Raw genomic sequence first — 13,866 nt, 5'->3', positions numbered from 1 at the left:
AGTGTTTTTATTTGTTGTAATTACACAATGCGCAACGTACCTACATGTACTGCAAATACTTCTGTTAAACCCATTCATTTTACAATTTGATTGAAAATTTTATGTATAAAATCTACCCGATATTCCTGAGAATTCAACAAAAAAACTCAGGTGCGGACAATCGGGTAGATATAAATAACCAACTATCAAACTAATTCATTAGCAACTCACCTGAAGCCAGTGCATTGCTTATATCTGCGGCAACAACGGTGTGGGTTCGAAAAAACCGACTCCCATCCTTACGCTTTATTTTTATCTCGGTGGAACCGTTTTTCTTGTTTTCTACAGAGGTTACAACTACATTATTACCTTGCAAAGCTTTGTAATTTGCCAAACCCCCTCTTTTTATAATAAAATTGGCTCTTGGGAATTTTATATGTTTATAATTCATAGTTACGGGTGCACCTATCTCCAGGACATCTCCTACTTCTACGTTATTCGCGTTGATCTTAGTTTCATCCTGAGCATATAAAAAACTCCCTGAAAGCATTAAGGCTAATACAAATTTCTTCATCATCTATTCTATTTTAAATTAAACATATTACACTTCTACTCTATCTGCTTCTACACCGCCTACCTTTCTTATTCTTAAAGAAATACTATCTGCAGGAGGCCCATAATTTATGACGTCATCTTCTGAGCGGCCTATTACAGATGCACCCATGGTGCTAGTAACCGATATTTTTTGATTCGGAGAATCTTCATCCTGTAACGAAACCAATTGAAAAGTATAATCAACATTAGATATGCTAGAAACCGTTACTGTAGAGTTAATTCTGACAATATCATTTGGCATATCTTCTGAACTTAAGACCAATGCCGTTTCCAAATTTTTATCTAACATTTCAAGCGCATCTTGATGTGTATAGTCTACTAGGTACAAATTAGAATTTAGGTACTTTTTTAATACCGTATAATCATTCTTTTCTATAACTAGACTCCCATACTTCATCTCATTCACTTTTCAATTAAGCCACCTATTACGGATGACTTCATCAAAGAGCAAAACGTATGCCTACTGGAAGAAAAAAAATATCAAACAACCACAACAAACTGATTATCAGATATAAAAAATAAATTTAATTTAATTGGAAAGAAATGAACTGAGGAAAATTTACCCGTTTGAGTAAATTACCCCCATTTAATTATTTTAATTTTTCGCGTAAGGTTTTACGGTCTATTTGAAGAATTTCTGCCGCTTTTGTTTTGTTCCCTTGCGTGTGAAGAAGCACGCGCTGTACATATTCCTTTTCCATTTCCCGTAATGGCTTATAATCTCCCTCTGGGAAATCTATTTGGAATTTTAAGGCTTCGGGGAAATCTTTAACTCCTATGGTGCCATCACACATAATTACGGCTCGTTGCACCACATTTTCCAATTCCCTAATATTACCTGGCCAGTTATATCTTTTTAGTACCTCTATAGCATCTGGGGAAATCTTTAACAACCTGTCTTTATACTCTACTCCATATTTCAACAAAAACTTATCTACTAATAGTGGAATATCTGTTTTACGTTTTCGCAGAGGAGGCACGTCTATTTCTACTACCGTAAGTCTATAATAGAGGTCTTCTCTAAATCTTTTCTCCTGAATATCATTCTGTAAATCTGCATTTGTAGCTGCTATAATTCGTATATCTACTTTTTCACTTTTTCTGGCGCCAACCTTTGTAATTTCCTTTTCCTGTAAGGCCCGTAATAATTTGGTCTGTACGGTTAAGGGTGCTGTTCCTATTTCATCTAAGAAAAGGGTACCGCCTTGAGCGGCTTGAAAAAAACCGGTTCGGTTATCGTTTGCTCCCGTAAATGCCCCTTTTACATAACCAAACAATTCAGATTCGAGCAAATTTTCAGGAATTGCCCCGCAATTAACCGCTATAAAAGGTGCTCGAGAAAACTTTCCTGAATAATGTATGGCACGCGCCACAAGTTCCTTTCCTGTTCCGCTTTCACCTTGTATCAATACGGTGGCCTTATTATCCTTTACTCTATCTATTACATCCGTTATCTCTTGAAAAGCTGCGGACTCCCCTATCATTTCACTATGAAGTGTCCTATTCCCATTAGTCTTTTTAGGCCGTATGTTTTTGCGGCTCTCGCCATGCGCAAAAGCTTTTTCAACCGCCAGTCTAAGTTCTTCTTTTGTAAAAGGTTTGGTTAAATAGTCTATTGCGCCAGATTTAATTACTTCTAAGGCCCCATCAACAGATGGGTAACCGGTAATAACCAGTTTTGGGATTTCAGGATAATGCTCATCCGAGAATTTTAACAACTGTAAGCCATCTACCTCGGGCATTTGAATGTCCGTTATCAACAAATCAATAAAAGTATCTTTCAATATATACAACGCTTCTTTTACCGAAACAGCCTTGTACGTATGGTAATTCATTGATTGAAGATGACGCTGTAAAAGCTCCAAAATATTAATATCATCATCTACCAGTAAAATATTCTCTCTTTTAAGCATACTTACAATTTAGGAAAATCTAGAACGAAAACCGTTCCTTTTGGTTTGTTGGGTTTATGTTGAATCGTGCCTTTATGACTACTAATTATACCGTGAACAACACTTAGACCTAGTCCAGAACCTTCTCCCAAAGGTTTGGTAGTAAAAAACGGTTCAAAAATCTTATCCTCAATCTTTGGGTCTATCCCATCACCTTCATCAGAAATACAAATTTGAATTTTCTTACCTTTTTCTATGATAGATACTCCAACGGTTCCTTTAACCGGAGAATAATAAATGGCATTCATAACCAAATTAAAAAGTACTTGTGTAAACTGAACTTTATCTGCCCGCAACCAAATATCATCTGATTCAAACTTTTTGGTAAGCTTTATATTTTTGGCACGTAATGAAGGTGTCAATAGTTTTAATGTACTTTCTATAATAGGGTTAAGCTCTACCGGTTGCATTTCCTGTGGCATCTCGCATGCAAAGAACATTAGCTTTTTTACTATCTCACGGCTAAATATGGCATTCTCAACAATTTTATCAAGGTCACGTATGGCACCTGAATCATCTACTCTTTCTTTTAGTAGTTCCGTAAAACCTAAAATATTAGCTAATGGTGTGTTGAGCTCGTGTGCGATGCCCGCTGTAATTTCACCTAAAATATGAAGCCTGTCCGTACGTTCCATTTGACGCTTTACTTTGGCTTCACTCTCCCGTATTTGTTTCCTTTCCAACAGGTTACCAATAGCTATGGTAACATTATTTAGAAGGTCTTTTTCCTCTTCTAAAAAATCTGCATAAAAATATCTGTCCTCTGGATATCCTACTTTAATAGTACCACTTACCTGATTAAAAACTTTAATATCGGAATGCATTAAAGTCATAGTATCACTAAAACCTTCTGTTTCAATAGTAAATTTGTCCAAACTTAAATGTACTTGGGTAACTTGATCAAACTGCCACGCATTTTTAAGACAATATACAATGGCCTCTAAGGAATTTTCCAGTTGATCAAAGTCGGAATTTGCAATTATGGAAGTTACCTCATACAGACAGGTCAACTCCTTTATACGCTCTTTTAATTTGTCTTTAACAGTAGTCATACACAAAAATAGTTCTTATTACAAAGATCATATTTAAAGTGGACTTCAAACAAATTATTTGAGATTCTTACAGTTTACACGCTAGAACTCCGAGAACATAAAACAGAAAAAGTTGAGATTTAAAAATGTTATCAACCTCAACTTCTAATTTTATTGGTACTTATATACTATTTAATTTTCAAGAGTGAAATCCGGTAGTTTTATAAGCTCACCTCCTTTTAATGCCGATTCATGTGCCAAAATACCAACACAAGTAATATTTGCCGATTGCCTTGCATTTGGGTAGGGTGCTTTTTTCTCTATTAGGGCATTTACAAATTCATGCACCAAATGTGGATGTGAGCCTCCATGGCCCGCTCCCTGTGTAAAACTAAGGTGTTGATGTTCTTCGGAATCATAAACCCCTTGGGTGGTGAAATGCTGAATTTCTTTTGGTAACAATTTTGCGAAATCAGGACTTTCTATCTCCTCAGGAATTTCCGGTTCCGGTTTTTTTGCGGTGTGCACTACTAGGGGTTCACCTTCAATAAGTGGCCATTCTACGGATTTTTTAGAACCGTACACTTCAAAACTTTCCCTGTACTGACGTGCTACATCAAAAAGTGAACGGTATACCTGAGCACTCAAATCCGAGTTTCTAAATTTGATATGAGTGGTTTCCACGGCAAAAGGTGAGCTGTAATGGGGTATCAAATCCTCACGAATAGTACCAGAACCAAAACAGGACACATATTCTGCCTCGGCCCTATTTAAGGCTAAAACCGGACCAACGCAGTGAGTAGCGTAGTGCATAGGCGGAAGCCCCGGCCAGTAGTTGGGCCAACCATCCATATCTTGCTGGTGACTAGCTTTTAGAAATTGAATTTTACCTAGTTCACCACTTTCATATAACTCTTTCATGAATAAAAACTCCCTGGCATATACCACGGTTTCCATCATCATATAGGTTAGACCGCTTTCTTCCGTTAAACGAACTATTTGCTCACACTCCTCTAAAGTTGTAGCCATAGGTACAGTACATGCCACATGTTTACCCGCTTTTAAAGCCTGAATAGATTGCCTGCCGTGATCAGGTATGGGTGTGTTGATATGAACCGCATCTATATCCGGGTCCTTCAGTAGTTCTTCATACGAAGTAAAGCGTTTTTCAATTCCAAAAGTATCTGCAAGCTGAATTAACTTTTCTTCGTTACGCTGACATACCGCTACCAAATTTGCATACGGATGCTTTTTATAAATAGGAATGAACTCAGCTCCAAAACCAAGCCCGACAATGGCTATATTTAATTTTTCTCTACTCATAGTTCTCTTTTATTATGCGAATGTTTTCTTCAAAAAATCGATGCCTTTAACAGCAAACTGGTCTTGGCTATCTGCCAAATTTTTCCAGATACAAACGGCACCTGCCAGTTCCTTAATTTCCGGCGTAAAGCTTTCAATCACCAGTGCCCCTTTATAATTTATGTCATCAAGGCCCTTCTTAAAATCGCCCCACGCTGTAAGCCCCGTTCCGGGAATGCCCCGATGATTTTCCGATACCTGTACGTGAATTAATTTATCTCCTACTAAGTTAATGGCTTCCCTAATATTCTTCTCCTCAATAGTCATGTGAAACCCATCAAGTAAAACCTTTGCATTTGATTGATTAATATCATTGACCAACCGCATTACATCTTTTGCCGTATTGACCAAATCCGACTCAAAACGATTTAAGGGCTCCAAAGCAATGGATAGACCATAATCCTCCGCCATTTTACACACCTTACCTAAATTGTTTACTGCACGGTTCCATTCTATTTTGCGCTGTTCTTCAGAAACCATGCGTGCTTTCCCCACCGCCGAATACATTGGCCCTGCAAAAAAATTGGTTCCTAAAACTGCACACAGCTCAAAACAATTGGCTATATAATTGAAACTGTTGCTATGCAAAGCGGCATCGTCTGCAGTAAAATCTTTTGTTGGACCGAACGCACCGCAGACAGTAGCACAAAGGCCATTATCGTCCAAAGCTTTTTTAACTAGCTTACCATCTATCCTTGCAGGGTCTTCCACTGGTATTTCGACCGTATCAAAACCCATTTCTTTTATCTTTGGAAACAGGGAAATAGAATCTGAGGTAAAGGGTGATTGCCATAACCAAGTACTTACCCCAAAAGATATAGTATTACTCATTTATCCGTTGTTAGAGATAATTAATTAGCTACAACCTTCATTACACCTTTCATTATGCGCCAGTGCCCCGGAAACGTACAAATAAACGGATATTCCCCTGGCTCAATGGGTGCTGTAAATTTTAAGGTTACCGTTTGCTCTGGATCAACCAATGCTGTGGCAAAAAGAACCTCATCCATTTCAGGAACATAATTTTGTTTAGCTCCATTAGGGTCCGCTGCCAGTTTATCTGAAGCCTCACCTACCTTATCCATCGTTCCTTGTTTTACAATGACCAAATTGTGCTGCATAAAGTCTACATTCTCCAGAATTAATTCTACAGGTTCGCCCGCTGGCACAACAAATTCTGAGAGATCGTATTTCATTTCGTTCTTAACCGTACGCATTCTAATTACAAGTCGCTCATCAACATCATCGTTTTTTTCTTCATCATCAATTTTATGCATATGGGCTTTGGCAAAAACTTCGGCAATGCTGGATTTAGAAAAAAGGTCATCTGTCTTCTGTAAAAGGTTTTTTTCCACTTCATATTTCCAATCTCCGGCCAATGCTATTTTCTCGTTTCCTAAGGCTAAAAACATTAGATTTTCCTTACCATATATTCCACCACCTCCACCAGTGTCCTCTACACGAATGGCAATGTGGTTTTCTCCTTTCTTTAAAATCCCTGAAGCTATATTATATACACGTTCATCCGCATAGCTCTGCTCGGTCCCTCCAATCTTAACGCCGTTTATATAGACAACATCAGAGTCATCAATCGGCCCCATGGAAATGGTTGCTTTACGATTTAAAAGCTCTTCTGAAATGGCAACCGATTTGCGGAACCAAATGATTCCGTCCATATCCAGCCCGGCATCTTCTATATATTGAGGTAATTTCATTGTTTTCCAATGACTATCTTCATGGTTCATTTTATGCCTGTCTCCACTTTCGTCTTTTTCGGTTGTAATACTAGTATCAACTTTAATATGCTGCATAAACCCCTTTCTATGCGAACTAACTGCAGCATACACAGCCTGGGACAGCCATGGGTCTTCCACAATTTCCTTTTCAGTACTCATTTCGTAAAGTAGGTTCCCCACCTGTAATGAAGGGGGGCGCTCCGTAAAATAAAGCAAGGCAGCCAAACGAACTTTTGGGTCTTTATCGAATAACAGTTTTCCGTTTAATATGGCCTCATCGGTTTTATCCGTTTTCGGTAATATTTGTATAGCTGCTTTGCGCACCGCTGCAGAAGGGTGATACAATGAATTGGTTACCACCTCATATATTTCAGGGTCTGTTTCAATAGCTCCCAACCCTTCTAAAGTCCATAAAGTGTGTAGCACGGACGGATTCATACCCATTTCATCAACTTCGGTATTAGAAATTAATTTGGCTAACTTTTTCAATACAGTTGCATCGCCACTTTCAACCAACAAGCGTTGGGCGGTCATACGCCAGAACAAATTACTATGAGAAAGTGTATTTATCAATTCCTCAGGTTTTTCTTTATGTAAAACTATCCTTTCATTTGATTTGCTGGCCTTGGAAACAACTCTATAAATACGTCCTCTAGATTTATCCCTAAGAGGATTTTCATACGCATTTCCCTTTCCGTTAACTGCATTATAGCCACCTCGGTCTACGTTTGGCGTAGGATTATGTTGAATGATAAAATTATACCAATCCAACACCCATACGGCACCGTCCGGACCTACTTTAGCTTCAACTGGTGATACCCACTCATCCGAACTAGCAAAAAGATTACCTCCATCCGTTTCTTTATACCCTGCTCCTGTTTCATTAATTTTTGCCATATGAACAATACCTCCAGTGGGTTCACAAACAAAAGCAACTTTATTAAAATAAGCACTAGGAAACTCTCTAGCGGTGTAAAAGTGGTGACCTGCAGCAGCAGTGAATCCACCAAAAACATCTACTTGCCTAATATTTCCTGTTATCGGTTGCATATCATAATGCCCGTCTATTTTTAAACTTCCATTTATAGGTATACCCTCTACGCCCTTTAAATTTTTGTCCGGAATACCTAAATAAACACTGTGTGTATTATTTGCTGTAGAGGCAAAAAGTGAATTATCTTCGGTTATGCCCAATCCCCATGTATTATTACTGGTTCTCGTTAAGAAATCGAAGGTTTTCTTTTTGGGGTCAAAATGATACATTCCTTGAGAAAACTGCTCATCTTTACCAAAAATACGTCCCGAAAACCCGGAATAACCAACTACCCCATAAATAGTATTATCAATTCCGTTCTGAAGGTTAGAAGGTCCTGCATGAGTATCAAAAACTCCCCACCCATCTATAAGGGTCTCTTTAATATCAGCTTTATCATCACCATCCGTATCCTTCAAAAATAAGAATTGGGGCGCTTGGGCAACTATAATTCCGCCATCATAGAATACGAAACTTGTGGGTATATTAAGTTTATCAGCAAAAACGGTTACCTTATCCGCACGACCATCACCATTAGTATCTTCTAATATTTTAATCTTATCGTCACCTACCCCTTTGTCATCACGAACCGTATTTGGATAATCTACGGTTTCTATAACCCACAGTCTACCTTTTTCATCCCAATTTGCGGCAATAGGGTTTATTATATCCGGTTCAGCAGCAAATAACTGCAACTCAAAACCGGCTGGTACTTGAATTAGTTTTGCCGACTCATCAGGTGCTAACGGCAACTGATATTTTAAAGGAGGATTCCGTTTCTCATAATTGGGTATATTCGGCCTTTCTTCATATTTCAATTGAGGCATATCCTTAACAAAAACTTCCCAATTTTGTTTTACATTATCGTTTACCGACCAGAGAATCCCCTCTTTAATCAAGTTAAGAAACTCCAGATTCTCCCACGTCCGCTCATCATGCCCTAGGGCGGTGTAGAAAACTTTTCCCTTTCCGTATTTTTTTACCCAGGTATAGGGTTCACGATAGTTACCTTCAACACGCTCCATCAGTACCGTAATATCATCTGCTATCTTATCATGTACATAGGTCTCGTCCCAAGTCTTGAATTCCTTGACATTTCGCATAGCGGCATGTGTACTATCGATTATTTCTGCCGTGAAAGTTCCAGTTTCATGCGTTGCGAATTGAGCTCCGACCAAATCAATATATTTCTCTGAATTCTTAAAACAAAAACTGGCCGAATGAATGGGAATGAACCCATTGCCTTGTTCTACAAAATTGAGCAATGCTTTTTCCTGTTCACTATTGATCTCTTCGTGATTAGCATATATGATTAGCCCATCATATAGGTCTAGGTTTTCAGAATTTATATCCGATAGGCTCTCTGAATAAGTAATATTTATTCCTTCCTTGGCTAAAGCTGAAGCCAAAATTGGCATATAGGCCCTAGAATTATGGTGCTCTAAATCGTGGCCCAAAAACAATAGTTCCATTCTCCGCGGACGATTGTCCAAAGCCTTGTTTTCTCTTGTTTCCCCTTTACAGGACAGGAATAAGACACCCATTACCAAAAAGCTAAAAAACACCTTCTTTATATTTCCCATAATCATGTATTCTTGATACACCCCAATTTTATAACTATTTCAAAGACGGTATAGACTTTCTAATATCAGGTTTTGACTCTTTTATATCATCATATATTATTATATGTATTTTTAAAGATAAATTAGTATCGTTCTGTCAAAACATATTGAAAAAATCATTTATGAAAACCGCCCTCAGAAAATCGCCTATCCCCAAGACTCACGCATTTGTGGTGCAAAAGTTAAAACAACCCATTTTTGACCCTAATTGGCATTTTCACCCTGAATACCAATTATTTATGGTATTAAATGGAAAAGGGACTCGGTTTATTGGTGACCATGTAGAACAATTTCAAGAAGGAGATATCACCTTCACCGGACCAAATCTGCCCCATTTATGGAAAAGTGACATGGACCAACCAGACCAAAAAATAAAAGCGGAGGGCATTGTAGTTTACTTTGATCATGATTTTATAAGTGCGCCATTGTTACACAAAGAAGAATACATTAGATTAAGGCAACTATTTAAAAAAAGCTTACGCGGATTTAAAGTAGTGGGAGCAACAGCAAAATCACTTCGAAAAAAAATAGCCGATCTACCCACTTTAGAAGGGTTCGATTCTGTATTGGGCCTATTACAAATTCTAAATATTCTAGCTAAGACCGAAGACCTTAACCTACTTGCAAGTTCTGGCTATACAAATACTTTGCGAGAAGGAGATACGGAACGTATGAACCGGGTATACGCTCATGTAATGAAGCATTTTAAACGAAAACTACCCATATCTGAAATGGCGCAATTGACCAATATGACACCTACCTCGTTCAGTAGGTATTTTAAAACACATGCAAATAAAACATTTTCTGAATTTGTAAGTGAAATAAGAATAGGGCATGCCTGCAAATTACTTATAGATAAAAAGATGAATCCTTCGCAGGCCTGTTACCAGAGTGGGTTTAGAACATTATCAAACTTTAATAGACAATTTAAAATAGCTACGAGCATTACCCCAAGTGCCTATAAACAGAGGTATAGGATGAATTAATATATCAATTCTATACCGTAACCCCTGTTACCTCTTTGCAAAAATCATGAAACTACCATGACTACTACAATTGTACTTCCTAATGAAGCTATCCTCACAAATAACGCAGATTTGTCTCTTCAAAAATTACAGAATCACTTATACTTATAGGTAAATTATGACTATATTGAAGGTTTATTCCTATAAATTATATAGATTTTGGAAAGAATCTCTAAAAAATCGAAGTCAAAAATACCATACCACGAAATATTTATTGAACAGGCCCCTTCCGCAATTGCTATGTTCGATAGGGATATGTGTTATTTAGCTACATCTAACCGTTGGGTAGAAGACTATGGCCTACAGAGCATGGAACTTGTTGGTATTTGTCATTATGATATATTCCCAGAAATAGGCGAAGATTCAAAACAGCTTCATAAAGAATGTATTGATAAGGCTATTGATGTATTTGATGAAATTCCTTTTAAATTTAAAGATGGTACCGTAAAATGGCTTTCTTTTAATATTCATCCTTGGTATATTTCCAAAGGTAAAGTTGGAGGCCTTTTCATTCATACTGTAGACATTACTCCTAACAAGGAAGATGAATTAAAAAAGGTTAGAACTGAAGATATTTTTTCAAAAACAAAACAAATTGCCAAAATAGGCACTTGGGAAGTAAACCTTGCTACGAACAAAGTCTTTTGGAGCAAAATGACGCGAAAAATTCATGAGGTCGAGGAAAGCTACAAGCCTAACCTAGAGGACGGCATCAACTTTTACGAGGAAAAACATAGCCGACAAAAACTACAGAGCTGCGTACAAGACGCTATTGAAAAAGGTACTTCATTTGATCTTGAACTTGAATTCTTTACGGCAAAACAAAATCATAGATGGGTTCGTGTTATTGGAAAACCTGAGATGAGTGACGATGGATATAGTAGCCGCATATTTGGAATTATGCAGGATATTAGCGATGCTAAATCATCAAAATTTGAACTAGACCAAGCCCACGCCCAATTAAGAGCCATATATAACTCAGAATCTACTGCCATTTTTTCTACTGATAGTACTGGAACCATAAATCATTTTAACAAAGGTGCAGAAATACTTTTAGGGTATTCCGCATCAGAAATGGAAGGTAAACAAAACCCCATGGGGTTTCTTCTTATAGATGAAGTAAATAAATTTAGAAGAGATCTTGCCCTTTTATACGGAAAAAATCCCGAGAATTTTAGTCATTATAAAAACTTAACCAATGAAGATGTTAATGACACCAGGGAATGGACCTATGTTCGTAAAGACGGCTCCACACTATCTGTTATGGGTACGGTCTCTGCCGTTAAAAATAAGTTAGGAAATAACATTGGCTATATTGCTGTATCAACAGATATTTCTGAAATAAAGCAATATCAAAATGAACTTCTGGCTAAAAACCAACTACTGACATTCGCTGAACAAATGACCATGATGGGGCATTGGCAGTGGAGTTTATCAGATAACACCTGTAAGTGGTCCAAAAGTCTGTATACTATTGCTGAAATGGACGAAGATATAGATCCGTTATTCAGCACGTTTTTCAACATGGTACACCCAGAAGATCAACCACTAATCTCGGAACGCGTTTCAGATGCATTGCGTGACAAGGAATTTGATAGCTGTACCGTACGTTTAATCACTACTACAGGAAAAGTGCGTTCTGTTCATATAGCTGGCGTTGTTATTACCAATACCAAAGGCGAACCTGTAGAGCTAATTGGAACCACGCAAGACGTCACAGATATTAAAATGGCCGAAAAGAAATTTAGAGGTCTTTTAGAATCTGCTCCGGACGCCATGGTTATCATAAATGAAGAAGGTACTATTCAACTTATAAACAAACAGACAGAAACCTTATTTAAATACACTCCTGATGAAGTAATAAAGGAATCTGTAGAAACTCTTATCCCCAATATATTACCTTCTATAAAAGCTGCCAAGTTTTCTAACCATACAAGACAAATTGGTATCATAGATAAACTTTTTGCTGTTAGAAAAAATGGTCAAAAAATAGCCGTGCAAATAAGTATGGCCCCTGTGCAATGGGAAGAAGGACTAATCATATCTCTTGCCATACGTGATATTACAAAACAAAGGTCTGCAGAAAGAAAAATTTTAAAGGCAAAAGAAAATCTTGAAACCCTAGCGCACAAACTAACAAACCAGAATAGGCAGCTTGCAGATTTTACACATATAACTTCGCATAATTTGCGTTCTCCGGTAAGTAATCTTAACTCACTCTTAGATATCTATAGAACAACAGACGATGAGTTGCTCCGGGCAAGTTTGTTCGAAAAATTTGAAACCGTAATAAATCATCTCACCTTAACACTAAATACATTAGTTGAAGCGTTAAAAACAAAGAATCCACATTCTGAGGAAGATATTAAAGAAATTCAATTTGAAAAAGTATTGAGTAAAACCAAAGATGTTTTAGCTGGTGAAATATTGAAAACAGGGGCTATCATTAAGGCTGATTTCTCTAAATGCTCAAAAATTGAGTATCACAAAATATATTTGGATAGCATTTTTTTAAACCTGGTTAGTAATGCTATAAAATACAAATCTAAAAATCGCAAACCAGTAATAGAAATAGAATCTATCATTCAAGATGGTAAAATAATGTTAGAATTTAAGGACAATGGTTTAGGCATAGATTTAGAGCAACACGGCCATAAATTGTTTGGATTAAATAAAGTTTTCCATAGACATCCAGATGCCAAAGGTGTTGGTTTGTTTCTAACCAAATCTCAAATAGAGGCTATGGACGGAACCATTTACGCAACCAGTAAAGTAAATGTAGGTACTACGTTTACAATAAATTTTAATTGACCCAATGAAAAACATTCCTAAAATATGTATTATAGATGATGATTACATCTATCGTTATACAGTTGTAAAAAAAATGGAAACCATGCATTTACCTGTTAAAACGTTGGCTTTTGAGGATGGTGAAATGGCCTTAGACTTTATATTAAAGAATCTTAATATTGATTCTGAATTACCTGATGTTATCTTTCTAGATGTTGATATGCCTATTATGGATGGCTTTCAATTTATAAAAGAGTTCTCAAAAATTGAAAATCAATTAAATAAGAAAATACGTATTTATATGATATCCTCTTCTTTGGACCCCGTAGATATTGAAAGAGCTGAACGAACACACTTTATTGCAGACTACTTTGTAAAGCCCATAAAAACAGAACAAATAGAATCTGTTTTTCTAAATCTCTAATTTACAGGTTTTAACATTTTAAAACCACCCCTTATTAAACTCAAATAGCAGCTGTTGGTTACTTCCAATAGCTCCGTCGTGGTAAACGTAGAACTAACGAACGTCTATTCCGCTTCATCTATCTATTCTTATCAATATAATTTTATAAGAATGCCTAGTGAAAATTCTACCTCTTATCCTCTCCTCTTTTCTCTTGCTTATTTATTTAATTTCTACACTAAAGCTAAGTTATAATTAGCATACACTTAATTATTGCGCAATTTTCACAAGAAAACCTTAAAAATGGTAAAATAGTGC

The 13,866-nt window shown here is 36.9% G+C and carries 10 protein-coding genes; 3 read left to right on the top strand and 7 right to left on the bottom strand.

Going from position 1 to position 13,866, the window contains the following annotated elements; genetic code table 11:
* Window positions 1–190 precede the first annotated feature (190 nt).
* The 7 genes from IWC72_RS13540 to IWC72_RS13510 all read right to left on the bottom strand — a co-directional run bounded on the left by IWC72_RS13540 (window position 191) and on the right by IWC72_RS13510 (window position 9,291).
* Window positions 191–556 carry a hypothetical protein gene (locus IWC72_RS13540; RefSeq protein WP_226979568.1) on the bottom strand — a complete coding sequence of 122 codons (366 nt, stop codon included), beginning with the start codon at window positions 554–556 and terminating at the stop codon, window positions 191–193.
* A 24-nt stretch (window positions 557–580) separates the two neighbouring features.
* Window positions 581–991 carry a GreA/GreB family elongation factor gene (locus IWC72_RS13535; RefSeq protein WP_194526696.1) on the bottom strand — a complete coding sequence of 137 codons (411 nt, stop codon included), beginning with the start codon at window positions 989–991 and terminating at the stop codon, window positions 581–583.
* 193 nt (window positions 992–1,184) lie between these two features.
* A complete protein-coding gene (locus tag IWC72_RS13530; protein WP_194530112.1) occupies window positions 1,185–2,507 on the bottom strand; it encodes a sigma-54-dependent transcriptional regulator in 1,323 nt (440 codons plus the stop codon).
* A gap of 2 nt (window positions 2,508–2,509) precedes the next feature.
* A complete protein-coding gene (locus IWC72_RS13525) occupies window positions 2,510–3,598 on the bottom strand; it encodes a sensor histidine kinase (RefSeq protein ID WP_194530111.1) in 1,089 nt (362 codons plus the stop codon).
* Window positions 3,599–3,769: 171 nt separating this feature from the next.
* A complete protein-coding gene (locus IWC72_RS13520; RefSeq protein ID WP_194530110.1) occupies window positions 3,770–4,900 on the bottom strand; it encodes a Gfo/Idh/MocA family oxidoreductase in 1,131 nt (376 codons plus the stop codon).
* 12 nt (window positions 4,901–4,912) lie between these two features.
* Window positions 4,913–5,770, bottom strand: a complete 858-nt coding sequence (locus IWC72_RS13515; RefSeq protein WP_194530109.1) for a sugar phosphate isomerase/epimerase family protein — start codon at window positions 5,768–5,770, stop codon at window positions 4,913–4,915.
* A 20-nt stretch (window positions 5,771–5,790) separates the two neighbouring features.
* Window positions 5,791–9,291, bottom strand: coding sequence for a PVC-type heme-binding CxxCH protein (locus tag IWC72_RS13510; RefSeq protein WP_226979567.1), 3,501 nt, complete (start codon window positions 9,289–9,291; stop codon window positions 5,791–5,793).
* A gap of 161 nt (window positions 9,292–9,452) precedes the next feature.
* On the opposite strand from IWC72_RS13510, the gene IWC72_RS13505 reads away from it, so the two are divergent.
* The 3 genes from IWC72_RS13505 (at window position 9,453) to IWC72_RS13495 (ending at window position 13,569) form a co-directional block, all read left to right on the top strand.
* Complete coding sequence (locus IWC72_RS13505) at window positions 9,453–10,316, top strand: AraC family transcriptional regulator (protein WP_194530107.1); 864 nt, start codon at window positions 9,453–9,455, stop codon at window positions 10,314–10,316.
* Between the two features lie 198 nt (window positions 10,317–10,514).
* On the top strand, window positions 10,515–13,166 hold the full coding sequence (locus tag IWC72_RS13500) for a PAS domain S-box protein (protein ID WP_194530106.1): 2,652 nt from the start codon (window positions 10,515–10,517) through the stop codon (window positions 13,164–13,166).
* Window positions 13,167–13,170: 4 nt separating this feature from the next.
* Window positions 13,171–13,569 carry a response regulator gene (locus tag IWC72_RS13495; protein ID WP_194526688.1) on the top strand — a complete coding sequence of 133 codons (399 nt, stop codon included), beginning with the start codon at window positions 13,171–13,173 and terminating at the stop codon, window positions 13,567–13,569.
* Window positions 13,570–13,866: the final 297 nt, after the last annotated feature.

This window comes from Zobellia roscoffensis (genome assembly GCF_015330165.1).
In the GTDB taxonomy this organism is placed as follows: Bacteria; Bacteroidota; Bacteroidia; order Flavobacteriales; family Flavobacteriaceae; genus Zobellia; species Zobellia roscoffensis.
This window is presented reverse-complemented; position numbering and strand designations above follow the sequence as displayed.

Excerpts from the sequence above, each read along its gene's own strand:
- IWC72_RS13540 (WP_226979568.1), bottom strand. The coding sequence starts at position 556 with ATGATGAAGAAATTTGTATTAGCCTTAATGCTTTCAGGGAGTTTTTTA.
- IWC72_RS13535 (WP_194526696.1), bottom strand. The coding sequence starts at position 991 with ATGAAGTATGGGAGTCTAGTTATAGAAAAGAATGATTATACGGTATTA.
- IWC72_RS13530 (WP_194530112.1), bottom strand. The coding sequence starts at position 2,507 with ATGCTTAAAAGAGAGAATATTTTACTGGTAGATGATGATATTAATATT.
- IWC72_RS13525 (WP_194530111.1), bottom strand. The coding sequence starts at position 3,598 with ATGACTACTGTTAAAGACAAATTAAAAGAGCGTATAAAGGAGTTGACC.
- IWC72_RS13520 (WP_194530110.1), bottom strand. The coding sequence starts at position 4,900 with ATGAGTAGAGAAAAATTAAATATAGCCATTGTCGGGCTTGGTTTTGGA.
- IWC72_RS13515 (WP_194530109.1), bottom strand. The coding sequence starts at position 5,770 with ATGAGTAATACTATATCTTTTGGGGTAAGTACTTGGTTATGGCAATCA.
- IWC72_RS13510 (WP_226979567.1), bottom strand. The coding sequence starts at position 9,291 with ATGGGAAATATAAAGAAGGTGTTTTTTAGCTTTTTGGTAATGGGTGTC.
- IWC72_RS13505 (WP_194530107.1), top strand. The coding sequence starts at position 9,453 with ATGAAAACCGCCCTCAGAAAATCGCCTATCCCCAAGACTCACGCATTT.
- IWC72_RS13495 (WP_194526688.1), top strand. The coding sequence starts at position 13,171 with ATGAAAAACATTCCTAAAATATGTATTATAGATGATGATTACATCTAT.